Source organism: Gracilibacillus saliphilus, assembly GCF_010994085.1.
Classification (GTDB): Bacteria; Bacillota; Bacilli; order Bacillales; family Amphibacillaceae; genus Gracilibacillus; species Gracilibacillus lacisalsi.
This window is the reverse complement of sequence record NZ_WJEB01000030.1, coordinates 45,143-69,034: the sequence shown is the minus strand read 5'-3', so window position 1 is coordinate 69,034 and position 23,892 is coordinate 45,143. Positions and strand designations below refer to the sequence as shown.

Annotated in this window: 30 protein-coding genes; 3 read left to right on the top strand and 27 right to left on the bottom strand. The window is 36.7% G+C overall.

The window, feature by feature from the left end; all coding sequences use genetic code 11:
* Positions 1-12: 12 nt before the first annotated feature.
* The 9 genes from GHT08_RS16905 to GHT08_RS16865 all read right to left on the bottom strand — a co-directional run bounded on the left by GHT08_RS16905 (position 13) and on the right by GHT08_RS16865 (position 9,691).
* Positions 13-780, bottom strand: a complete 768-nt coding sequence (locus tag GHT08_RS16905) for a lantibiotic immunity ABC transporter MutG family permease subunit (protein WP_163582617.1) — start codon at positions 778-780, stop codon at positions 13-15.
* Positions 780-1,526, bottom strand: coding sequence for a lantibiotic immunity ABC transporter MutE/EpiE family permease subunit (locus GHT08_RS16900; protein ID WP_163582616.1), 747 nt, complete (start codon positions 1,524-1,526; stop codon positions 780-782). The genes GHT08_RS16905 and GHT08_RS16900 overlap by 1 nt, the downstream gene beginning before the upstream one ends.
* 24 nt (positions 1,527-1,550) lie before the next feature.
* Complete coding sequence (locus tag GHT08_RS16895) at positions 1,551-2,255, bottom strand: lantibiotic protection ABC transporter ATP-binding protein (RefSeq protein WP_163582615.1); 705 nt, start codon at positions 2,253-2,255, stop codon at positions 1,551-1,553.
* A gap of 142 nt (positions 2,256-2,397) precedes the next feature.
* Entirely contained in the window at positions 2,398-5,475 is a 3,078-nt protein-coding gene (locus GHT08_RS16890; protein WP_163582614.1) for a lantibiotic dehydratase, read from the bottom strand.
* Positions 5,476-5,495: 20 nt separating this feature from the next.
* On the bottom strand, positions 5,496-6,755 hold the full coding sequence (locus GHT08_RS16885; protein ID WP_272953910.1) for a lanthionine synthetase C family protein: 1,260 nt from the start codon (positions 6,753-6,755) through the stop codon (positions 5,496-5,498).
* A gap of 110 nt (positions 6,756-6,865) precedes the next feature.
* Complete coding sequence (locus tag GHT08_RS16880; protein WP_163582612.1) at positions 6,866-8,662, bottom strand: ABC transporter ATP-binding protein; 1,797 nt, start codon at positions 8,660-8,662, stop codon at positions 6,866-6,868.
* A 247-nt stretch (positions 8,663-8,909) separates the two neighbouring features.
* Positions 8,910-9,047, bottom strand: coding sequence for a gallidermin/nisin family lantibiotic (locus tag GHT08_RS16875; RefSeq protein WP_163582611.1), 138 nt, complete (start codon positions 9,045-9,047; stop codon positions 8,910-8,912).
* A 184-nt stretch (positions 9,048-9,231) separates the two neighbouring features.
* Positions 9,232-9,369 carry a gallidermin/nisin family lantibiotic gene (locus GHT08_RS16870; protein WP_163582611.1) on the bottom strand — a complete coding sequence of 46 codons (138 nt, stop codon included), beginning with the start codon at positions 9,367-9,369 and terminating at the stop codon, positions 9,232-9,234.
* Between the two features lie 184 nt (positions 9,370-9,553).
* On the bottom strand, positions 9,554-9,691 hold the full coding sequence (locus GHT08_RS16865) for a gallidermin/nisin family lantibiotic (RefSeq protein ID WP_163582611.1): 138 nt from the start codon (positions 9,689-9,691) through the stop codon (positions 9,554-9,556).
* A 764-nt stretch (positions 9,692-10,455) separates the two neighbouring features.
* On the opposite strand from GHT08_RS16865, the gene GHT08_RS16860 reads away from it, so the two are divergent.
* Genes GHT08_RS16860 through GHT08_RS16850 form a run of 3 tightly spaced genes read left to right on the top strand, consistent with a single transcriptional unit; the run spans position 10,456 to position 11,343 of the window.
* Positions 10,456-10,605: a hypothetical protein gene (locus GHT08_RS16860; protein WP_163582610.1), complete on the top strand. Its 150-nt coding sequence runs from the start codon at positions 10,456-10,458 to the stop codon at positions 10,603-10,605.
* Entirely contained in the window at positions 10,583-10,768 is a 186-nt protein-coding gene (locus GHT08_RS22620; protein WP_420370984.1) for a tyrosine-type recombinase/integrase, read from the top strand. The genes GHT08_RS16860 and GHT08_RS22620 overlap by 23 nt, the downstream gene beginning before the upstream one ends.
* Positions 10,769-10,794: 26 nt before the next feature.
* The gene (locus tag GHT08_RS16850) at positions 10,795-11,343 is read left to right on the top strand and encodes a site-specific integrase (protein WP_163582608.1); all 549 of its coding nucleotides are present in this window, start codon (positions 10,795-10,797) and stop codon (positions 11,341-11,343) included.
* A 402-nt stretch (positions 11,344-11,745) separates the two neighbouring features.
* On the opposite strand, the gene rpsI is transcribed toward GHT08_RS16850, so the two are convergent.
* The 18 genes from rpsI to rpmD all read right to left on the bottom strand — a co-directional run bounded on the left by rpsI (position 11,746) and on the right by rpmD (position 23,887).
* Positions 11,746-12,138 carry a 30S ribosomal protein S9 gene (gene rpsI / locus GHT08_RS16845; protein WP_163582607.1) on the bottom strand — a complete coding sequence of 131 codons (393 nt, stop codon included), beginning with the start codon at positions 12,136-12,138 and terminating at the stop codon, positions 11,746-11,748.
* 20 nt (positions 12,139-12,158) lie between these two features.
* Positions 12,159-12,596 carry a 50S ribosomal protein L13 gene (rplM, locus tag GHT08_RS16840; protein ID WP_018934244.1) on the bottom strand — a complete coding sequence of 146 codons (438 nt, stop codon included), beginning with the start codon at positions 12,594-12,596 and terminating at the stop codon, positions 12,159-12,161.
* 323 nt (positions 12,597-12,919) lie between these two features.
* On the bottom strand, positions 12,920-13,672 hold the full coding sequence (gene truA / locus GHT08_RS16835) for a tRNA pseudouridine(38-40) synthase TruA (protein ID WP_163582606.1): 753 nt from the start codon (positions 13,670-13,672) through the stop codon (positions 12,920-12,922).
* Positions 13,673-13,685: 13 nt separating this feature from the next.
* A complete protein-coding gene (locus tag GHT08_RS16830) occupies positions 13,686-14,483 on the bottom strand; it encodes an energy-coupling factor transporter transmembrane component T family protein (protein ID WP_163582605.1) in 798 nt (265 codons plus the stop codon).
* Positions 14,480-15,349, bottom strand: coding sequence for an energy-coupling factor ABC transporter ATP-binding protein (locus GHT08_RS16825; RefSeq protein WP_163582604.1), 870 nt, complete (start codon positions 15,347-15,349; stop codon positions 14,480-14,482). Before GHT08_RS16825 ends, GHT08_RS16830 begins: the two co-directional genes overlap by 4 nt.
* Positions 15,325-16,161 (bottom strand): energy-coupling factor transporter ATPase, encoded by an 837-nt coding sequence (locus GHT08_RS16820; protein WP_163582603.1) that lies wholly within the window; start codon positions 16,159-16,161, stop codon positions 15,325-15,327. The genes GHT08_RS16825 and GHT08_RS16820 overlap by 25 nt, the downstream gene beginning before the upstream one ends.
* 226 nt (positions 16,162-16,387) lie before the next feature.
* Positions 16,388-17,818, bottom strand: coding sequence for a vWA domain-containing protein (locus GHT08_RS16815; protein WP_163582602.1), 1,431 nt, complete (start codon positions 17,816-17,818; stop codon positions 16,388-16,390).
* 328 nt (positions 17,819-18,146) lie between these two features.
* Entirely contained in the window at positions 18,147-18,500 is a 354-nt protein-coding gene (gene rplQ / locus GHT08_RS16810) for a 50S ribosomal protein L17 (RefSeq protein ID WP_018934238.1), read from the bottom strand.
* A 43-nt stretch (positions 18,501-18,543) separates the two neighbouring features.
* On the bottom strand, positions 18,544-19,488 hold the full coding sequence (locus tag GHT08_RS16805) for a DNA-directed RNA polymerase subunit alpha (RefSeq protein ID WP_163582601.1): 945 nt from the start codon (positions 19,486-19,488) through the stop codon (positions 18,544-18,546).
* Between the two features lie 207 nt (positions 19,489-19,695).
* On the bottom strand, positions 19,696-20,085 hold the full coding sequence (gene rpsK, locus GHT08_RS16800) for a 30S ribosomal protein S11 (protein WP_018934236.1): 390 nt from the start codon (positions 20,083-20,085) through the stop codon (positions 19,696-19,698).
* 23 nt (positions 20,086-20,108) lie between these two features.
* A complete protein-coding gene (gene rpsM, locus GHT08_RS16795) occupies positions 20,109-20,474 on the bottom strand; it encodes a 30S ribosomal protein S13 (RefSeq protein ID WP_018934235.1) in 366 nt (121 codons plus the stop codon).
* 17 nt (positions 20,475-20,491) lie between these two features.
* Complete coding sequence (gene rpmJ, locus GHT08_RS16790; protein WP_003156543.1) at positions 20,492-20,605, bottom strand: 50S ribosomal protein L36; 114 nt, start codon at positions 20,603-20,605, stop codon at positions 20,492-20,494.
* 30 nt (positions 20,606-20,635) lie between these two features.
* On the bottom strand, positions 20,636-20,854 hold the full coding sequence (infA, locus tag GHT08_RS16785; RefSeq protein WP_018934234.1) for a translation initiation factor IF-1: 219 nt from the start codon (positions 20,852-20,854) through the stop codon (positions 20,636-20,638).
* On the bottom strand, positions 20,832-21,167 hold the full coding sequence (locus GHT08_RS16780) for a KOW domain-containing RNA-binding protein (protein WP_018934233.1): 336 nt from the start codon (positions 21,165-21,167) through the stop codon (positions 20,832-20,834). The genes infA and GHT08_RS16780 overlap by 23 nt, the downstream gene beginning before the upstream one ends.
* An 80-nt stretch (positions 21,168-21,247) precedes the next feature.
* A complete protein-coding gene (locus GHT08_RS16775) occupies positions 21,248-21,898 on the bottom strand; it encodes an adenylate kinase (RefSeq protein ID WP_163582600.1) in 651 nt (216 codons plus the stop codon).
* A gap of 43 nt (positions 21,899-21,941) precedes the next feature.
* Positions 21,942-23,237 (bottom strand): preprotein translocase subunit SecY, encoded by a 1,296-nt coding sequence (secY, locus tag GHT08_RS16770; protein ID WP_163582599.1) that lies wholly within the window; start codon positions 23,235-23,237, stop codon positions 21,942-21,944.
* Positions 23,237-23,674, bottom strand: coding sequence for a 50S ribosomal protein L15 (gene rplO / locus GHT08_RS16765; protein WP_163582598.1), 438 nt, complete (start codon positions 23,672-23,674; stop codon positions 23,237-23,239). The genes secY and rplO overlap by 1 nt, the downstream gene beginning before the upstream one ends.
* A gap of 30 nt (positions 23,675-23,704) precedes the next feature.
* Entirely contained in the window at positions 23,705-23,887 is a 183-nt protein-coding gene (gene rpmD, locus GHT08_RS16760; protein WP_100362610.1) for a 50S ribosomal protein L30, read from the bottom strand.
* Positions 23,888-23,892 lie beyond the last annotated feature (5 nt).

The following is a 23,892-nucleotide window of genomic DNA, read 5'->3' as shown; positions in this document are numbered from 1 at the left end:
CCTTAATCCTACTTAATCATTTGATTTTCTTCCGGCCCAATTATTAATCCAAACGATACTTACTATGATCATTCCCCCTGTTAAGATAGCGAGAGAATAGCCTCCCGATACTAACGTGGGGTTGCTAACCAACTTTATATCAACCGTTTTCCAATAATCTCTTAAATATTCGCTGAATCGGTTTGCCCACGCCCAGGGCAAGAACGCCCATATTTTATTTCCTATTGAGGTCATGGAAAGAGCAGCAATGATCAATCCTCCAAATCCCGATATACTACAAATTCCAATCCCATATTTGTAACCAATAACTTGATAAAATAGATATTGAAATGTAGAAGCTATAACAAAAATTATACCTGTTAAATAGTAAAGAGTAAAATTAACCTCATCTACACCCACTAAAGACTTCAGGGCCAATGTATAGATTGATATTGTTAAAAACATTGCAACACAATAAGAAAAAATCATCATTGTTGTTTGGCTGATGAATGAAATGGCTTTACTCTGAATCACTCCGAGCATATTCTGAAAATGACCAGCTTTATTTTCAGAATCGGCCACCATCCCACAAATAATGGAAATAATGACTGGTGTGCCTACTCCAATTAATTCATAGAAAATGACATAGCTCGCTTCAGAACTTATCAAGCCATTCCTAGACAAGAAGTACATCACCAAGGTACCGGGTAAGATCAGCGGGATACCAAAGTGTAATAATAGGAACAAACTTCGCTTTCTCTTCTTAAATTCACCTAGCAAACATCTATAAAATTGCAGCATTATTTCACCTCTATTTTATTAAATGACCTAACAGCCACGAAAGTAAGCACAAAAAATAATAGAAAGCTTAATACAAGAGCAATCGGAATGACCGAATAACTAAGCAGTTCATCCTTTTGTGGCAAAGGGATTCCATTAGAGTGTAGTTTGGTTAAAGGCATTTGCACTCTTAAATGCCAGCTATATGGGATGATCCACCAATCTTTTGTAGGAGCAAAAAGTGTACCTAAGTTTAAATTAAGCATGCTATTCAATAATAGAGTGATGAAGAAGTTCGTTTTTCTTGAAAGCCACAAACAAAATGGAACCTGCCATAGTGAAGTGACAAATATCAAAATAACTGCCAAAATACAGGAAGAGAGTGGAACTAAATATGGACTTGTCCGGATCAGCAAACTTGTTAGGAGTATAGTTATAATTAAGAGAAGAGATCCTAGTGCTGCAAATCCAGTTACTAATAAAACTCTGCTCATTTCCTTTTTTTGAAGATTTATCGGTAAGCCAATTATGGTTTTAAAGTTTGTTGATTTCTTTTCTAGATTATTTAAAAGTCCTGCCGTAAGAGCAATGATTACGGAGAGCCATAATATCGCCCAATGGTTGATGATAGTTTCTGCACTCAAACGTACAATCTCTGGACCACCAAGAAAATTAAAGCCAAGTGCAAGGAGAGAGCATATTAAGGGAATCATCAACAACATTTTTCTTATGTTTGTTCGTTTTGTTTTTATGATTTCTGATTTCAAATATAGATACATCCTAAAAACCCCCTATTGTGCTCTATGCTTTCGTACAACATCGGTAAATAGCTTTTCTAAATTCTCATACGAATAATATTTTCCTTCATAACCTAGTACCCCATTGCTAATGATACCGATATCATCAGCTAGATGTTCAACTTCTGATAACAAGTGGCTGGATAAAAGGACTGTCATACCCTGCTTTGGAAAAGATGCAATCAACTCCCTTAATTCCTGAATACCAATAGGATCCAATCCATTAGTAGGCTCATCCAGAATTAACAATTTTGGTTGATTCAGGATGGCAAGTGCAATACCAAGACGCTGCTTCATTCCCATCGAAAAGTTCATTACTTTTTTACCTTCCGTATTTGTTAACCCAACAATTTGAAGGACCTCCTGTATTCGTTCTTTTGGCAACCCAAGAATCGTATTTATGATTTCTAAATTTTCTTTAGCTGTTAAATTCCCATAAAGTGGTGCATTTTCAATTAAAGAACCAATATGAACTAAATCTCTCCTAGACCACTTATTTCCGTTAAAAATTACTTCTCCAGATGTTGGCTTAAGCAGTCCCGATATGATTTTTAGTGTTGTGGACTTCCCTGCCCCATTTGGTCCCAAAAGACCATAAACAGTGTTCTTCCTCACATTGATTGATACAGCATTTAAAACTGTGGCTTTCCTGTATTTCTTAGTTAACTGTCTAGTTTGCAAGATATACTCATCATTCATATCTGATAACCCCTTTTCATCTTTATAGATGGAGTTTAACATCAAAAAATCAAGACTCAATCAACATTTAAGACGAAATACAAATAAAAAAACAGATGATTGATCAGATACAATCCTGTTCAACCATCCGTCTATACATGTTTTATATTTCCTGCAAATGAACCATCTTTCTTCGTACTCTCTGACCAAATAAAGTTTGGTATGCATAAACATAAAGTTTATCCTCAAAGGCACGGTCAATTTCAAATAACCGATTAAAATGTAAGTGAATTACACTTCCTATGATGTTGATGAAATCACTTGTAATTTCACTACTTCTGTTAATATGCTTCTTATAGACGTTAATACTGTCGCTTCTACAATCTAGAACCTCTATAATTTGTTTTAAATCATTTCTTCTACTGGCTTTTTCCCAGTTGTTATAAGAATCTAGTTCATTGATGAAATCAAACTTTTCATCTTTAAATTGCTTTTTATAAGCGTCATTATTTCTCAAGTTTAGCCCTAGGTAACTTAGTTGATTTTCAAAAGTCAATCCAAAGTCATTCAAATAGTGAAGTAATGACATCACTCCAATTTGTTCTTTGCTATAGTCACTTTTATTCATAATTTCAAGTAGTTTCATGACAACTAAGCTATCTTGGTAGAATACATTTTCAGCCTCATTTATTAACGTGGGGCCACCATACCTGTTTATTTCGGGAAAATAGGTATTAATAGTCACTTCATAAACGATGTTCATCTTTTGTAATTCTACTATGTATTCATTGAGTTTTCCGTAAATAAATTGGAGGGTATCAGGATGTTCTGATCGAAACCTCAATCTTATATGAGGTTTTGGATCATTGTATCGCATATAAAAAAACTTATCGTAAGCCCTACCATCCAGTTGATTTAATATAAAGTAATTCAAGTAACTGATTAATTCACCTTGGCGATCCTCAGGGCCATATAATTTCAGGAATAGCCATTCCTGAAAAGGTGGATAGCTAACTTGATGATATAAACTTCCGTTAATGGCCAATTCCTTAATCTTTTTGTCTCTATATTCCTTTTTCAAAATAAATGGAATCACTGCTTCTGCTGAGAAAGAGTCCTCACCCAAAGTAATCACCGGATTTCCAGATTCTGCTTTCTCTAGAATGGTACTTGGAAACTTGAATAAATTTTTATACAATAAATTTAGGTCGGTGTCCCTTGATAAATCCAATAAGATTCGATTGTCAGCAAATTGAAGATAGACTTTATCCGGGACTAAGTAAGCATTCTTAAACTTTTCGAATTCTGATATAAATTGTTTGATTTTTGGAGTTCCTTCAAACTGTCCTCTTAGATTTTGTAAACTCCATTTTTCATTCGAGAGAATGATATTTTTATATCGAATCTCAGGTATATGGATAAATTCTTTATAATATACCCCCCATGGAGTATTCCCCCATTCCAAATTCTGATTTAAGGTGATATCACTCAATAAACGAATGATATTGCTTGATAAGCTTAGGTTAAGCATGTTCATTCCTGATATATTCAGTAATCTTCCATTCTGTTTATTTTTTAAATATAATTTGTCATTATCACATCCAACAAGAATATTATCTAACGATAATTCACTTTGTGGATTGTATGAATTTGTAAACATAGATAGATTATATTCACTCGGAGAATTAACACTCGTAACATTTGCCATTCTGACATTTGATGGAATAAAACTTAATTCAACTTGATCAATTTCTTTTTCTTTTAACTCCGAACCTATTTCTTCCAATACCTCAGAAAACTCATGATTCAAATAACTAAATCTGCCGAATGTTTTTCCAGCAGCAGATGAACCCATGTTAGGTCCCAAGTAAAAGAGATTTTCACTTTTCTCGTCTTTTCTTATAATAAAATTCAATTCTAAGGAGCTTGGTAACCTTTCTTCGTCCACTTTCAACTTTAACTTATTAATTTCTTCGTCCGTAATGACTATAGGATGCTTATTTTCAACGGCAGCTAAATATTTATCCATAAAAAATCTCTTTAACTGGCTATGATCTTCGGTCACCGTTGTAATACTTTGTAAAAACTTATTTTTAGGCTTACTATAGGTCTTTAAAGCACCAATTCCGGAAACTTCATCTAAAACTTCAGAGATGGGAACTTCAACGTAAATTCCGAATTTCTCGATAAACTTTAAGCGATATTCTTCAAAAGAGCTTTTGTAGCCTTCAGAATCTTCCATTTCAGAAGCAAACTTCATAAAAAGCGTAATACAATCATTGATATTTTCAATATCACTCTCATTTATATAGCTTCCATCAACCTTCAATTCAGTATCCACTTGTAAATGTTTTTGGTTTGGGAAGGAAAGAATAGCTCTTAATTTTTTTTGGATTGTTAAATAAATTTCACTCCCCTCACCAATAGAAGCATCGTTATATTTACAGATCAACGACTGCACTTCACTTAGTGGTTTGCCATATACCTCGTATAGATAAGGGACCTCTCCTAATTTATTTATTGTGTAGGTTAAAAGATTCGAATTACAAATAGGTGGTCTAACTTCAGAAATTATAAATTCTTTTGCCACCAGGGTTTTTACATAATCAACCAGATCATTAATATCCCTATTAACATATTCCTCTTTTAATACATGCAAGATTCTTTGGAAGCTTACATGGTCTTTCGCACATAGCTTCTCAATCAGCATCAAGGGTTTAGTATAGTTGACATTAATCTCTACTGACTTTCCATCCAGATTATAAGGCAAGTAAAGACGGTTTCCTTTACGATAAGCTGCAGTATTCATTTTAAACTTTAAGTCAAAAAAATGTTCTGCCTCTATTTTTTTTATCAACTTAAATAACCACTCCGCATCAATACGACTATTCTTTTTATTATTGATTCTTGAAGGTGTGGATATTTCTTCATCTTTTATATTGAGTAATGCAACCCCTGCAAATAAACCGAAGGGGGTAGTTCGTGTCGCAGCTCTATTAATATAATTGCCTAAAGATGTAATAAGATTTCTTTGCTTTTTTTTAGGTAATGTAGAGAAATCCTTATTCACTAAGGTATTATAAATATTTTCACTAGCTACCAAAAGCTGTTCGCAAAGGAGCTTATCATTCTTTATGGCTTCTATATCACTCTCTATGTCATCATATCTTTCAATTAACGAGTACGGTTGTAACGGTACTCTAAGCATATATTTACTAATAGGTGTAAAATAACTGGTCATAACAATTTCCTTTCTTTAATTTAGTCATCTAGTAAAAATGCAGCATTCCATATGGAAGGACTGCACTCTTCAAAGGACAGGAGGGTAAGCAAGATTCCCGTCACACCTTGTAACAGCCCTATCGAATTAAGTTTCAGTATAGAATTGTCCTTAACTTCGATATCATAAAAGCCAAAGGGATTTGCTTGATTAAAAAAGTCAATAGTTTTTTCCTTTAATCGTTTTGATTCTTCATGAAACTCTTTCACATTTGTCTTTTCATAAAATCTTTTGTAAAGATAAGATATACCAGCGTAACCATGACAAAAGGACGGTGAGAATATTTTCTGTTCATTCCCGATCAGGTCTTTCATGGCTTGCTTTGCTATATCGGAAAGTTCACTGTCATTTAAAGCTTCAGCAGCAGTCAATAATGAAAAAGCAGTTCCTGGCGTTCCATAGCACCAGGCTGAACGTGTTGGTAAATGAAAAGGACGTTCCTGATTTATGTAATGTTCTACACCTATCATTCCTCCCCAATTATTGTCATGGTGATTTTTGAGTTTTAATAAATCATGGGCTATTCTCTTTATAGCTTCAAAGTGCCCTTCCACAAGAATCCCTCTTTTATATGCCTTACTTAGTATGATCAAAGGCCCAGGAATACCATGTGACAAACCAACGTTCAATACTCCATCCTTATAGGTTTCTTTTTCACTATCTGAAAATAAAAATTCATTCTGTATATGCCAATTAGGTACCCTGGAACCAAAAAGTTCTTTATAACCGGACAAGGAAACAAAATAGGTTAAAATTTTTTTTAGATACTTTTCGCTTGTGGGGTCATTCTCTACCATGAAAAAATAATTTGCGATTCCTGCTAGACCTTCAATAACGTCATAATCAAACATCTCATAGCTTGTCTTACGGCTTAAATTGGTTAATATTTCATCTACTTGGTTGCACAAAAAAGTATCTAATGATTTTTGCAATTTGGAATAGTAATGTCCCATACTAGCTATTCTTATCGAAAAAGCAATTCCAGCAGTTCCGGAAAATAATGAAGCTCCATATATTCCTCTTTTACTAATTAAATTTACTATTTGCTGAACATATCTATTGGAATGCTCTATCCAGCTATCCTCCTTGTCTGTTACTCCTAAGTTACTAAACAAGATACACAACGACGGATAACCATGGCTAAGGGTCAGTGGAGATAGCGTTTGCGTAATAGGGCCTGCATTCCGATATTTCTCCTCGTTCCTTTTCGACTCAGTCTCTAAATATGATATTTCAGTCATTCGGAAAGCAATATCCCGAATGCTGATTTTTGTCGTTATACTCTCTACCATTTACCTAATCTCCCAATTTAAAGTTTTTAAACCAGCCTTTAACATTGATCCTTCTTTTATCAATAAGTACTAATCATATGTGAGGTACTATCAACTTGATCTTTTTCACATAGACTGCGATACACTTCGCAGCTCTTAATTAGCTCCGAGTGATTTCCAATACCTTCAATTTCACCATTATTAATCACTAAAATTTTCTCAGCATTTTTCGCAATAGCAACCTTATGAGTGATGAAGATGCTAGTTTCATTAGTGGCCAATTTAAAGAAACTTTCAAATACATTCTTTTCGGAAATTGCATCTAAGGCTGAACTAGGCTCATCTAATAAAAATAATGAAGCTTCTCTTCTATAGAACGCTCTTGCAATTGCTACCTTCTGCCATTGCCCTCCTGATAATTGTGTTCCATCGTCGAACCAATTACCTAACTGAGAATTTAATTTAAATGATTCTTCATCACCCTTTAAAAAAGTAACATTTGCTAGTTTCAATGTTTTGTTTATCCTTGCCGGATCATTCATATTTGAAGAATCGCCCAAAGAGACATTGTCTCCAAGTGTGAATTCATATTTTAGATAATCTTGAAAGAGAACGGAAATACATTTTCTGTAAAGCTCATTATCAATTCTTCTCAACTCTATACCGTTAATTAATATTTCTCCACTATAGTTAGTGTATAAGCCGCAAATTAATTTAAGGATAGTGCTTTTTCCTGATCCATTAACGCCAATAATAGCAAGCAATTCGCCTTTTTTGATATGGAAAGATACATTTTCCAAAGAATTTTTATTTCCATCATAACTAAAAGAAACATTTCTAAATTCTATCTCATCAATAGAGTTGACCTTGCTGTTACCAGGATCCACTACTTCTATTTCAAGATTCAAAAACTCGTCTAGTAGTTTCATATACAAATTACTCTCATACAACTGATATATGTTATTGATCAATGACTGACTATTAGACTGAACCATACTAATGGATCTAATATAGGTTGCTACATTTCCAATTAACAATTTCCCTGTAAATGCACTGATTACAGCAATGAAAACAACAATGCCCATGCATATATCCTGAATTGTATTGAAGATAAACCCATATATCATTTTCTTTTTATTTATAGCGTTATCTTGGTTTCTAAAGTGTGATTTTAGTTTCCAGAACCGGTTTAAGAAGTAGTTTCTTAATCCATACATCCTTATTTCTTTAAAAGAAAAATCGTGTGTCAACAGATAGCTAATATACCAAGCTTCTCTTTCGGCATTACTTCTTTCAAAATGGATTTTAAAGTTCTCTCGTGCAATTTTTAAATAATAATACAAAGATAAAAACGGGAGTAAAATGAGGATAGCAACCAAAGATGGTTTCCACAATAGTAAAATAGTGGAGGATGATATGATAGTTACTACCGCCGAAATAATTCCTAACAAAGCCTGAAAAGTTTGAAAGGGCTTATAACTAATTTCATTTTCAAGGCGTGTTAATTTGTTATATATCTCTGAATTTTCAAAATCACTTATTGAAAGCAAACTACTCTTTTCGATAAGCAGATAGTTTATTTTATATTCAAGTAGAAGCCGCAGCTTACCGTTGAAATAAGTGGAAATATTAAGCAACCACTCCGAAAATAGAGTGAAGCCTAAATAGATAAACAATATAATACATAATTCACCCAGTGTACTCTGTTTTAACTCAATTGCATTTAATAGTTGTTGAAACAATAAAACGGATACGACTGGAGCTAAAGCAGTTCCAAGCGTAAGAAAAACTACATAATAAAAATTTCTTCCAGTAATATTAAATATTATCTTAATTGTCTTGCCCAAAAGCGTTAAATTTTTCCATATACTTTGCACTATTATCATTCCATTTTTGTTTTATGATAGTAATCGTTTTAACAAAGCTTTGAGACTTAGCTTTTTTCATGCTAATATGATTATGGGAATTCTTAATATTATGTGCTGTCCTAGTCAGACGCAGTTATTAATAGTAAAGGACCCTAGCCCTTAACTTGTCACAACATAGGGTATTAATATGTTGACAGCAGTTAAGCACTAAAGCCCTTGACCCTACGCCTATTCAGTTTGTTATTTAGGCTTTATATTAAACAGTTGTTGTGAAACAAACATATTTCCAGCAAGAACCTGGAGTACATGCATATCTGCTTCCAACATCCGGTTGAACAACATCTTTATCATTTGCTTGTTTTATATTTAAATCGAAATCGTCAAATTTTGGCATTATATTTTCTCTCCCTCTCATAACTTTTAAAATTGAAATTCTAGTGTTACCTTATTGCAAATTCTATAACTCATATTAAGGTTCAATTTAATGATGTAGATCAAAGTATGCCAATGTTTCTTAAAAGTATGTACTCTATTTATGATAATCTGTGATTAATAAGGGAATTGTTTCCCCAAAACTATTAAACAGTTGTTGTGAAACAAACATATTTCCAGCAAGAACCTGGAGTACATGCATATCTGCTTCCAACATCCGGTTGAACAACATCTTTATCATTTGCTTGTTTTATATTTAAATCGAAATCGTCAAATTTTGGCATTATATTTTCTCTCCCTCTCATAACTTTTAAAATTGAAATTCTAGTGTTACCTTATTGCAAATTCTATAACTCATATTAAGGTTCAATTTAATGATGTAGATCAAAGTATGCCAATGTTTCTTAAAAGTATGTACTCTATTTATGATAATCTGTGATTAATAAGGGAATTGTTTCCCCAAAACTATTAAACAGTTGTTGTGAAACAAACATATTTCCAGCAAGAACCTGGAGTACATGCATATCTGCTTCCAACATCCGGTTGAACAACATCTTTATCATTTGCTTGTTTTATATTTAAATCAAAATCATCAAATTTTGGCATCCTTTGTCACCTCCTATCCGTATCTAAAAAGCAAAATTTAGAAGTACATAACTTAATTAAACCTTTCGAACTGATTTTTATATGAGTATAGCATTTACAATTTCAATATTAATCCAAGAAAATCAAGATTCTATCAAGATTTTTCCAATATTTATAAAACCTCAATAATTTTCCCATTTAGTCAGCCGAGTAACTTTAGTCTCTCGCTATCCTAAAATAATTCAAGCCTTTGGATTGAACTTTTCGGGATGTCCCTAGATAATGTTCTTGGGATTGTTTTTAGAAATACTCTTTCCCCGTAGCTTTGACTACTAAAAAAGTCGTCTTTCCGGCTCTTGTTTGAACTTCTAACCAGCAGGCCGTTCCCTTTGGTAGTCAATGCAGGAAGTTGCTGCTTATAGGAAGCCGATCCGTTCACCTCTGATCTTGTGAAGCAACTTCTTCTATCAACGCCACAAAAGGAAGATAAATTGTAAAGGAAGTTAGTTCGCTCTATTTGAAAAGGACGCTCTCCGCCCACCTGGAAATACTAATCGAAAAAACACGCCACTCAAAAATAGTCTATCTACATTATTAATCCCATTCACCTTGAAGCACTTCATCGTTGTCCTCACAGTCACAACCTTGCGGAAAGTAGGTTCCCCCCGTCAAAAGTCGCTTTACCGTTTTTAAAACCTTCTTCAATAAATTAAAAAATAACAACAAAAATGAGTCGCTTTATCGGGGGACCGTTTTTTCGTGGAATAAGAAAGGAGAATGAGAAGGTGGCATCATATAAGAAATACAAAACCAATGCCGGCTATCATTGGTCTGTTCAAGTCGGTATCGGCAAAGACCCAATGACCGGGAAATACCGTTACACTACTAGGAGAGTTTATCCAAACCGAATATGTGACGTTCGAGGAAGTCTATGAAAAATGGTTGAAGGAACAGGAAAGGAAACTGAAGGTTTCTTCAATGTTGAACAAGAAATCGAAGTTCAGCAAACACATATTGCCGAATTCCCAAAACTCTATATCGACCAGATCACGACAAGAGATTGCCATCGTTTCATTGACGAGCTTGCGACAAAAATGAAGTGTTTCAAGGATTACGGGAATCAAATGGACATGTTGTTCCACTATGCGAAAAGGAAAAAGATCATTAAAGAAAATCCGATGGATGAATTGGTTTATCCGGCCTACGTGGACGAGTATAGCAGTCAGGAAGAGGATCAAGGCCTTGAATTTTGGGAACGGGAGACGGTCAAATATTTCCTGAACCGGACAGAGCAGGAATTTCCATACCGCGTATATGCGAAGCTTCGGACCTTGCTGTATACAGGCACCCACAAAGGTGAACTTGGTGCACTGCTTGAATCGGATGTATGCAAAAAGAAAAGGGAATTGCAAGTCAGTATGAACCTTGTTTGGGTAGATGGGGAATATCTGTTGCTACGTCAAAAAACGAAAAATTCGGTACGCACAATCAGCCTTGATAATGAAACGTTTGAAGTTCTGGTGAAGTTGAAGAAGTTGAACAAACAACTACGGGAAGACCGCGGCAATCCCGAAATCGAGAAATTTCTGTTTCCGCGTCCAAGCGACCTGAAACCGATACGGCTTGCACATCTGAGCGAGCGACTTCATTTCGCCTGCAAGAAATTAAATTGAAAAATATTAGGGTTCATGGCCTATGGCTACACATGCTTCTATGTTGTTTGCATCCGGGGCAAGAATCAAAGACATTCAGCAAAGATTAGGACATGCACGTATCAGTACCACAATGGATAATTTACGCACACATCACCGAAGATGTGGGCGGAAGTTTAAGTAAACTTTTGGCGAGCTACTTGAATTAAGAAACCGTCCCAAGCGAAGAAGATAATGAGGTATAAAAAGGTGTGACACACGCATGTTCGAATCCCTAAAAACAGCCGAGAGTGAGTCCTTCAAAATTTTTTTAAAAATACATTCAAATTACATTCACTTGGGCATTTTTCACCAGTTTTTGGTAAAATAAAGCCCATTTGAAATAAATTCCAAATGGGCGAAACCCTTGATACAAATGGGTTTTTAACGTTTTGAGAACTGTGGTGCACGACGAGCTTTTTTAAGACCGTATTTCTTACGTTCTTTAGCACGTGAGTCACGAGTTAAGAATCCAGCACGTTTAAGTGGTGTGCGGTATTCTGGATCAGCTTCTAATAATGCACGAGCAACGCCATGACGGATTGCACCAGCTTGACCAGTGTATCCTCCACCATCAACGTTTACTAATACATCATAGCTACCTTCTGTTTCAGTAGATGCTAATGGTTGCTTAATGATTGTACGTAGTGTTTCATATGGGAAGTAATCTTCCGCATCACGATTATTTACAACGATACGTCCACTACCTGGAACTAAACGTACACGTGCAGTTGAAGTTTTACGGCGTCCGGTACCGTAATATTGTACTTGTGCCACTATTCGTTACCTCCTTTTAATTATCCGCGAAGTTTGTAAACTTCTGGTTGTTGAGCTTCATGCTTATGTTCTGCTCCACGATAAACATGTAATTTTTTACCCATTTGACGACCTAATTTACCTTTTGGTAGCATCCCTTTAATGGTTAGTTCTAACATTTGTTCAGGATATTTTTCACGCATTTCGTTAGCAGTACGTGTTTTTAAACCACCTGGGTGATTAGAGTGACGGTGATATAACTTATCGCTAAGTTTTTTACCTGTAAGTTCGATTTTTTCCGCGTTGATAATGATAACATGATCACCAGTGTCAACATGCGGTGTATATGTTGGTTTGTGCTTACCGCGAAGGATTGTAGCAATTTCACTTGCTAAACGACCTAACGTTTGACCTTCTGCGTCGACAACAAACCATTTGCGTTCAATATTATTTTCATTTGCCATGAAAGTTGTGCGCATGATCGGTTACCTCCTAAATCAATGTTTCTAAAGTCTTTTTTAATTTGTCTAGCTCCGAGCGCCCAAAAACTAGTGCCTAACACTTGCGCTCTGTACGATAAGTCATCATCAGCTCCTTCGTCGCTGTGATTCCTTTATCTCCTACGCTTCAGTACAAGTCATACGTTTCTGAACGGGCGCTTACGCTTTTCTAGTTCCGAATTTATATTCTAACACGAGTAACTTTCCGGGGCTATTCGTGGTTTAGAAAATAAAATGCCATAGACCATAATATAATATACAACCCCAAATGTCAATAGATAGAACGCAAGGATTCGTTGTTTTTAGCCGCTTTTTTTATCGTAACTTACTTCCCATAAATACAATCCTTGTGGAGGAGCGGTTTTGCCAGCCTTAGAACGATCCTGAGCTGCGATGATTTCTGAGATTTCCTTTGACTCTCGTTTACCTAGTCCGATTTCAATTAAGGTGCCAACAATAATCCGTACCATATTATATAAAAAGCCAGTCCCTTTTACTCGAACAATAATGTCGTTTTCTTCTTTATTGACCGTAATGTCTGTAATCGTACGGACCTTATTTCCTTGTACATTACTGTTTGCTGCACAAAAAGAGGAAAAGTCATGACTGCCAAGAAAATGTTGACTTGCTTCATACATTGCGTCAGGATCAAGTTCGCCTTCTACAAAATGGGTATAATGGCGGCGAAACAAATTTTTCTCCGGTGCATTCAAGATATAATAACGATATTCCTTCTCACTAACATCATACCGAGCATGAAAATCATCCGGAACTTCTGTAATGGATACCACCTCGACATCATCCGGAAGCATGGTATTTAAAGCTCGCAACCAGTTTTCAGATGGGATCTTTAATTCCGTATCAAAGTGAATCACCTGACCCACAGCATGAACTCCCTGATCGGTTCTGCCTGATGCCGTTACACGGACGTGATCACCTTTATGCATTTTCGTTAAAACCTTTTCGATTACTCCTTGTACCGTTCGACCATTTGGCTGTACTTGATAGCCTGAAAAAAGCGTACCATCATATCGAATAATTGCTTTTAATCTCATTTTACTTTTCTCCTTAATTACGCAAACTGAAAAAGATAATGATAATCAAAACGTAGATAATCATCGCCATAAAATCTAACGACTTAAATTGTAATTGTCTTAATTTCGTTCGACCTTCACTTCCTCGATAACCTCTTGCTTCCATAGCCATCGCTAACTCTTCTGCACGTTTAAAGGCACTAATAAATAGTGGTACTAATAATGGAACTATCGCATAAATACGGTCTTTTATCGACCCTGTCCGTAAGTCCACACCTCGAGACGCTTGTGCCTTAGAGATTTTCTCTGTTTCATCTAGCAATGTCGGAATAAACCGGAGCGAGATCGACATCATAAGTGCTAATTCATGTACCGGTACTTTTATCTTCTTTAATGGTCCCAGAAGCTCTTCGATTGCATCTGTAATTTCCATCGGTGATGTCGTTAACGTTAATAAAGAAGTGACTAACACCAATAAGAAAAAACGCAACGAAATCGTTAACCCTTGCAGAACTCCACCCTCATGTATAGCAAAGCCGGCTATTTCTATTAAAACAGACCCTTCCTTTGTAATAATGAGATGAAGGATAAAGGTAAAGAAAATTAAAAACCATACAGGTGTAATACCCTTTAAGATATAACCGATACGTAATCTCGTTAATAGAACTAATATGAGTGCGAATAAAGTTAACCAACCATAACTCCAACTATTGTTTGCAAAGAAGACGATAATGACAAATGTAAAGATAACGATTAATTTGGTCCTAGGATCTAAGCGATGAATCAAGGAATTACCCGGTACATATTGTCCTATAATCATAAATGACTTCATAATGGCTTGTTCTCCCTTAATTGCTCCACTATTTCTTTAGCCAGTTCATCTGGTTTTTGTCGTTTATAGCAAAGATCAGTACCGAATTTTTGATTGATTTGATTCATTAATGAAAGGATATCAGGCATATTAAGCTTCGCCTCTTCTAGCGATTCCACTTGCGAAAAGATTTGCTCTGGAGATCCTTCCATATGCACACGACCATCTGCAAGTACAAAGATATGATCTGCATACTCAAGTGCGTGATTCATCTGGTGTGTAACTAAAATGGTAGTCATATGCTTCGTTTTATGCAAATCATAAAACATATTCATCACATCGTGTTGTCCCTTAGGATCAAGACCTGCCGTTGGCTCATCCAATATTAATACTTCTGGATCCATCGCAAGCACACCAGCAATCGCCACCCTACGCATTTGTCCACCACTTAATTCGAATGGAGATTTCTGTAAAACGTCATCTGATAAATGGACTTTTTCTAGCGCACTTGCAATCCTTGTTTGTGTTTCTTCAGCTGGCACTTGAAAGTTTTTCAAACCAAAACTTATATCACGCTCCACTGTCTCCTCAAACAATTGATGTTCCGGGTATTGAAAAACTACCCCTACTTTTTCCCGTAGTTTCTTCAAATCTTGTCTCCTATTGTCTCTTGAGAGTTGGAAATTCCCTACTTGTACTTGACCTTCAGTAGGAAGAAGTAATCCATTAATATGTTGGAGAAGTGTTGACTTGCCAGAACCTGTATGTCCAACTACTGCTACAAATTCCCCTGTTTTTATTTCCATGTTAATATCTTTTAGTGCTTGATAGGAAAAAGGTGTATTCATTTGATACGTATAACTCACTCTTTCAAATTGGATGTCCATAATGCTTTCAAAAACTCCTCATTATCTAATGGATATGTTGTAAATTGATAATCATATTGCCGCTCTAATTCTATTGCCAACTCAACCGTTAATGGTAATGACAAGCCGATAGACTGCAGCCCTTGATAATCATTGAATAATTGATTAACTGTAGTATCTTTATAAATCTGTCCTTGATTCATGACAATAACCCGATCAGTTAGGATAATCTCATGTAAATCATGGGTGATCATCACCATCGTAATCTCTAATTCTTCCTGCAGATCATGAATGGTCGATAGGATTTCCTTTCTACCTCTTGGGTCTAACATGGAGGTTGCTTCATCTAACAAAAGGATCTCTGGATATGTCGCCATGACACTCGCAATCGCTACCCGTTGCTTCTGTCCACCTGAAAGGTTGTGTGGTTCATGATCTTGATAGTTTTCCATTCCGACCTGGGTTAAAGAAGTATAAATTCGCTCAATCATTTCCTTACGTGGTATACCACGGTTTTCCAGACCAAACGCTACATCGTCTCTTACCGTTGTTCCAACAAATTGATTTTCAGGGTTTTGAAACACCATTCCGATGTTCTGCCGTATCTCCCATACGTTAGAAGCGGTCAGCCTTCTGCCATTAATCAAGATATCCCCAGCTTGTGGTACTAGTAAACCATTTGCTAATTTTGCGATGGTCGATTTACCTGATCCATTATGACCGATAATAGCAACAGTCTCATTTTCTTCTATTTTTAAATTGAACTTTTTTAATATCCATGGGGCATCTTCATTATATCGAAAATAAACATCACGAAATTCTATCGAAGTCATCATTACTTCTCCTTAAAGTCATTATTTCCCGGGTAATATTCATCAACGTCTATTGTATCATAATACACGCTTTATCAAGTTCTACAAATCTTGTTCTGGTTCATTTTTTTGAGATATTCTCTTTCCAAAAAGTGGATATTTATGCCAGTTTCAGTGTATCCTACATCCTGTTCAATTAGTCTCTAAATAGTTAAAAGGAGCTGACATATGCCAGCTCCTTTTTCTATTATGAAGAAGACGCCTCTCTTAATTCGCGCATTTCCTCAACCCATTCTTCTACTTCTTCTTTAATTTCTTTTGCTTCGGTATCTACTAGTGTTTTCTTTTCATCTCGTATTGAAGCGTTTAAATCTTCAAGCGCTTGTTTACGCTCTTCCAAAATCTCTTCCAATTGGGTTACTTTTTCTTCTGGTATCCATTCTTCTTCCTGTAACAAGCTCACAACAGAGCGAAAACGATGATCTTCTCGTGAAATAACAGCTGACCAATCACTGCTTACCTCATTAACTTCTTCTTGTTTTCGCATGATCTCCCAACCAACTGGTGCTAAGTTTACCGGTGCCCAAGCTAATTCTGTCATGGAAGGCAGCCATTCGTATTCAATCGTGGATTGTAATTCCTCACTATTATTGGCAGCGTAGTACTCCCCCTGGCCTGCTTCCGCTACCGCTGTCAACTGTTCTTCTGCCTCCTGATCGACTTGGAAACCGATTATATTCACCGTTCCCTGATCATCGCTATTTTTCACAAAGTTCTCGGCAGCTTTTACCGGGTCTCCATCACAAGTTTCTACTCCATCACTAACAATATAGACGGTAACATTTCCACCTTGTTCAGCACTTAATTCCATAACTTCCTCAATTGCTGCTGCCAACGGTGTCCATCCCTTTGCCTCAACAGATGAAACAGCCTCATGGAACTTCTCACCTTCAAAACTACCTAAAGGGTAAACCTCTTCGATTCCAGAACAGGATTTTTCTTTACCCGAATCGCTATCATCTCCTTCATGTCCAAAAGCTACTAATGATACGTCACTAGACTCACCAATTGTTTTGGCAAAACTCTCAACCGCATCTTTGGCAATAGCCATTCGTTGTTTGGAATCATCTTCAGCTTCCAGTAACATACTAGAGCTCGCATCCAATAAAATATAAGCGTAATCACTTGCTTCATTTTCCTCGCCTTCCACCGTTTCTGGTCGTGGTAATAATGGTTTTTGATAGTTAGGGTGATAGTCTTCTAATTCAGATAACAATTGGCTATGATATGGAGATCCAGCATAGTAAATCAGCGCCTTTAGGAATGTTTCTGGTTCATCGGTCTCTGTTAGATCAGATTGTATCGCATCCTTTAATTCTTCTAGAAAACCCTGATCTAAATCATCAATACCCCATAACACACCTTCTGTTTCTTCTTCATAACTGAGGTTTTCCGTTAATTGCCCTGCTGATAATTGCTTGATAACCTCTGGTTCACTTGAAATAGATATTTCTGAAAGAGTGCTGGAAACCTCGTCACTTTGATCTGTGTTCTCTTCATCTTTATTTACTTGTTCTTCCTTACTTTCTTCTTCCACTTCCTCTGATTGCTTAGCAGCCTCATTACTACATCCAATGGTAATAACGACTAATAATAACAACATTATATACTTTCTCATCTAACTCACTTCCTTAGCCCTTTTATAGACTATAACGTCTAAATGAACAAAAACGTTTCAGACTCCATTAAAATGAGTAAATAGTAACAAAATTGGGATAGAAAAACCAAATTCTCCTTCTATTCCTAAAGCAGAGAAGATAACTAGTGGAATAGATGTCCACCACCATAATAAGGGTATTGTTGTCACAAATAGCGGAGCAAATGTCCGTCAACGGCTTTCGTAGTATATGTAAAGTGTGCTCCATTCTTTTAGATCAACAAAAAAAGGGCTTGGATGCACCTCTTAAAGAGATTTGCTCCTGCCCTTGCCTTGCTTTGCTATGGAATTATACTAACTCGATTACTGCCATTTCAGCTCCGTCACCGCGACGGGGTCCTAATTTAAGCACTCTTGTATATCCACCTTGGCGATCTTCGTAGCGACCTGCAATGTCGTTGAAAAGCTTTTGTACAGCATCTTCGTTTTCGTTCGCTTCAGCATTGTATAAGAAAGATGCAGCTTGACGACGTGCGTGAAGGTCACCGCGCTTACCAAGTGTAATCATTTTGTCAACAACCGAGCGTAGTTCTTTAGCCTTTGCTTCTGTTGTTTCTAAACGTTCATGGATAATAAGATCCGTTGCTAAACCTCGAAGCAAAGCCATACGTTGATCCGTTGTACGTCCTAATTTTCTAGCCATGGAATATCCCTCCTTCGTTCGAAATCTCTAAAAGGTGTCGTGATTAATCTTCGTTTCGTAGTCCGAGACCTAGATCTTCTAATTTATGCTTCACTTCTTCTAGTGATTTACGACCTAAGTTTCGTACCTTCATCATATCTTCTTCTGACTTATGAGCTAATTCCTGTACAGTATTAATTCCTGCTCGTTTCAAGCAGTTATAAGACCTTACAGATAAATCAAGCTCTTCGATTGTCATTTCAAGAACTTTTTCTTTTTGGTCTTCTTCTTTTTCGATCATAATTTCAGCGTTCTTCGCTTCATCTGTTAAACCAACAAAAATATTCATATGTTCCGTGAAGATTTTAGCTCCTAAAGAAACTGCTTCTTCAGGACGAATACTTCCATCTGTTAACACATCAAAAGTAAGCTTATCATAATTGGCATCTTCACCAACACGGGTATTTTCTACTTGATAGGTTACTTTTGAAACTGGAGTGAAGATAGAGTCCACTGGAATAACACCAATCGGACGATCCTCATGGTTATTAGTGTCAGCTGGGCGGTATCCTCGGCCGCTTTGAGCTGAAATTTTCATTTTTAAATGGCCATTACTACCAACCGTAGCAATATGAAGATCCGGATTTAAAATTTCGACATCACTATCAAAAATGATATCCGCAGCCGTAACTTTCCCTTCTCCCTGTACATCTACTTCAAGAGTTTTCTCTTCATCTGAATAGATTTTAAGAGCTAGTTTCTTTAAGTTTAGGATAATAGTTGTCACATCTTCGACAACACCTTCAACCGTAGAGAACTCATGTAAAGCTCCATCAATTTGAACAGAAGTAACAGCAGCGCCAGGAAGTGAAGATAATAGGATACGACGCAAGGAGTTACCAAGTGTAGTACCATATCCACGCTCTAGTGGTTCTACAACGAATTTGCCATAAGTAGCATCATCACTGATTTCTACTGTTTCTATTTTTGGTTTTTCAATTTCGATCATCTATTAAACCCTCCTCTAAAACGTCGAAACCCCGGTTAGACTCAGGGTCTAACCGAAATTCCCCAGGTAGGCAGTTCCCGTTTCTGCACTATGCAATTGTGATTTTGTGTCTGTCGAAAGCAATGGTGTCATTAATAAACATCTAAAAAACTTTATTAAGCTATCATAAACCATTATAGACAGATTAACAAATAATATACTGTGTGATTATACTCGACGACGTTTTGGCGGGCGACAACCATTGTGAGGAACTGGTGTTACATCACGAATGGCAGTTACTTCAATACCTGCTGCTTGAAGTGAACGGATTGCTGCTTCACGTCCAGCACCAGGTCCTTTCACTGTAACCTCTAAAGATTTTACACCATGATCCTGAGCCGCTTTTGCTGCAGCTTCAGCAGCCATTTGCGCTGCGAAAGGAGTAGATTTACGAGAACCTTTGAAACCTAACGCTCCTGCACTGCTCCAGCTAACCGCGTTTCCTTGAACATCAGTAATCGTTACGATTGTGTTATTGAATGTAGAACGAATATGCGCAATACCCGTGTCTATATTCTTTTTCACACGACGTTTACGTGTATTTGTTTTACGAGCCATAAGTAAGCAAACCTCCTTTTATCTTATTTCTTTTTGTTAGCCATTGTTTTTCTAGGACCTTTACGAGTACGTGAGTTGTTTTTCGTTTTTTGTCCTCGAACAGGTAAACCACGGCGATGACGTACACCACGATAGGAACCAATTTCAATTAGACGCTTAATGTTTAAGGATACTTCACGACGAAGATCACCTTCTACAGTATAGCTGTCAATTGTTTGACGAATTTGACCTAATTCTTCTTCTGTTAAATCACGAACACGAGTGTCCTCATTAACACCAGCTTCTTCCAATACTTTCTTAGCAGTTGTTTTTCCAATACCGTAAATATAGGTTAAAGCAATCACTACGCGCTTATCACGCGGAACATCTACACCAGCAATACGTGCCATAGAGTGATTACACCTCCTTATCCTTGTTTTTGTTTATGCTTAGGGTTTTCGCAAATTACCATTACTTTACCTTTACGACGAATAACCTTGCATTTTTCACAAATTGGTTTTACAGATGGTCTTACCTTCATCTTCCATACCTCCTCTTGTGTCGGAGCATTTTATTTATAACGGTACGTAATGCGACCTCTTGTTAAATCATATGGAGAAAGTTCAACCGTTACTTTGTCACCAGGTAAAATTCGAATAAAGTGCATTCTGATTTTACCAGAAACATGTGCTAACACGGTGTGACCATTCTCTAATTCTACTTTAAACATTGCATTCGGTAATGTATCAATTACCGTACCTTCGACTTCAATTGCATCGTCTTTCGCCATCGAGTTGATCTCCCTTCTTCAAATCTGTCTCCATTTCTTCGACAAATTTATTAATAGCATAACGCAATTTACCATTGGTTACGCGCCCTGTTTCGAGAAGGCTTCTTTGAACTTCAGGAGATATAAAGCTTGTGTACGCAACATGATGAACATTCTTCTTCTTTGGTCGATCATATTTGCGTTTATCTCCATCTGCCAACAACACAAAACGACTGTCTACTTTTCCAATTACAATTGCAAACTGACCTGCTTCGCGTCCCTGTAGGATTTGAACAACCTGACCTAATTCCGGATAACTCTCCGTCTCGCTCAACCATCATCACCTTCATTTAGGTTTTACGTTATACCTATTTTCATTGTTAGTAACATTATACCAACTTTGGCAACATTTCATTAAGAAATTGTTTTTAATTTCTCATCAATATCGCTGAACACTTCATCAATCTCTTGAGATCCGTTAATTGTCACTAAGTCACCTTTATTAGAGTAAAAGTCTAACATTGGTTGTGTTTGTTCAAGATTAACCTCTAAACGATTTCTAACTGTACTAGGTTGATCATCTTCACGTTGGATAAGTTTTGCACCATCTTTATCACATACTCCTTCAACCTTAGGAGGATTGAATACTACGTGATATGCAGTGCCACATTCAGGACAAATACGGCGTCCAGTAAGACGTTCTATCAATTCATCCTTATCAACATCTACATGTAAAACATAATCAATCGAGCGGTTCATGCTAGAAAGTAGTTCATCCAATGCTTCAGCTTGTGCCAAAGTACGTGGGAAACCATCTAACAAGAAACCTTTTTGACAGTCATCTTTGCTTAATCTTTCTTTTACGATACCAATTGTTACTTCATCTGGAACAAGAGCACCTTCATCCATATAGCTCTTTGCTTTTTGGCCAAGTTCAGTTCCTTCTTTAATAGCCAACCGAAACATATCTCCAGTTGAAATATGAGGGATGTCATATTTTTCTACAATTTTTTCTGCCTGCGTCCCCTTACCAGCACCAGGTAGTCCCATAAGGATTAGATTCAACGATTTTCCCCTCGCTCTCTGTCTAGTCCGTTCTATAGAAACTTTACTTAATAAAGCCTTTATAGTTACGTTTTACTAACTGCCCTTCTAATTGCTTCATCGTTTGTAAAGCAACACCAACAACAATTAAAAGTCCTGTTCCACCGATTTGCACGGATTGTGGTAGACCTGCCAGATCACCTAATACTAACGGTAAAACAGCGACAGCAGCTAAGAATAATGATCCAACAAATGTTAGTCGATACATAACACGTGTTAAATAAGTCTCCGTTGTTTTTCCTGGTCGAATACCAGGGATATAGCCACCTTGCTTCTTCAAGTTATCAGCCATTTGCTCAGGATTAACTTGAACAAATGTATAGAAATACGTAAATGCGATGATTAGCACAACGTAAATAATCATACCGGTTGGGTTTGAATAATCAAAAATATTGGAGATCGTTATCGCAACTTCATTATTCTCAAAGAACCCTGCGATTGTACGCGGTGCAATGATAAATGAAATTGCAAAAATGACTGGGATTACCCCTGCAGCATTTACTTTCAACGGTAAATGAGTAGAGTGTCCTCCTACTGGTGAACGATTCACTAAACGTTTCGCATATTGTACTGGAATTTTACGTAATGCTTGTTGTATAAAAATAACACCTACTATTACAGCAAGTATAAGCAATACAATCAACAGCACAATGACGATGTTTAAGAAAAGTTCATCTCCTACACCAGATCCAAAGTATTGTGCGTAAATTTGATTAATACCATTGGGAATGGCAGCTACGATACCGGCAAAGATAAGGATAGAGATACCATTACCTACACCATTTGCAGTAATTTGTTCCCCTAACCACATTAAAAATGCAGTACCACTTGTCAATACTAGCGCAATTACTATAAACTTCCCTACGCCAGGATCATTAATCAAAAGGCCACCTGACATTGCATTAAAGCCTACTGACATTGCACAAGCTTGAATAAATGCTAACCCAATGGTTGCATAACGAGTAACCTGCGCAAGTTTTTTACGTCCCATTTCCCCTTGTTTTTTCCACTCAGAGAATTTCTGAACGACATCCATTTGCAATAATTGCATAATGATGGATGCCGTGATGTAAGGCATAATCCCCATTGCGAAAATGGAGAAGTTTTGTAATGCTCCACCACCAAATGTATTCAGTAACCCAAAAACATTTTGTTCATTCATAAAGTCAATAGCAGTTCGGTCTGTAAATGGAACTGGAATGAAAGTACCAATACGAAATACTACTAACATGAGAAGTGTAAAAATAATCTTTTGTCTAATATCAGCCACACGCACAAAATTGGAGATTGTACGAAACATTAAATCACCTCAGTTTGACCGCCCGCTGCTTCAATTGCATCTTTAGCTGAAGCAGAAAACTTATGAGCTTTTACGGTTAATTTCTTTTCTAACTTGCCGTTTCCAAGAATCTTAACACCAGTATTGACCTTGCTAATGGTACCAGTCTCAAGTAAAAGCTCAGGTGTCACTTCGGTACCTTCGTCAAAATTATTCAATGTTTCAAGGTTAACAATTGCGAAATCTTTACGGTTGATGTTTGTAAAACCTCGCTTCGGTAAACGTTGGAAGAGTGGCATTTGTCCACCTTCGAATCCTGGACGTACACCTCCGCCAGAACGTGCCTTTTGACCTTTGTGACCACGTCCAGATGTTTTACCATTACCTGATGACATACCGCGACCAACGCGGTTGCGTTGTTTCTTCGCTTGTGATGGTTTTAATTCATGAAGTTTCATGCGAGCACCTCCTCTTTACAACAATTTTTATTAAACTTCTTTCACGTCAACTAAATGTGATACTTTGTTAATCATGCCTCGCACGACAGGAGTATCTTCACGGACTACTGACTGATGAATCTTTTTAAGACCTAGTGTTTGAACAGTAGCTTTTTGTACTTCTGATCTACCGATGACACTGCGTTTGAGGGTAATTTCTAATTGATTAGACATTTCGT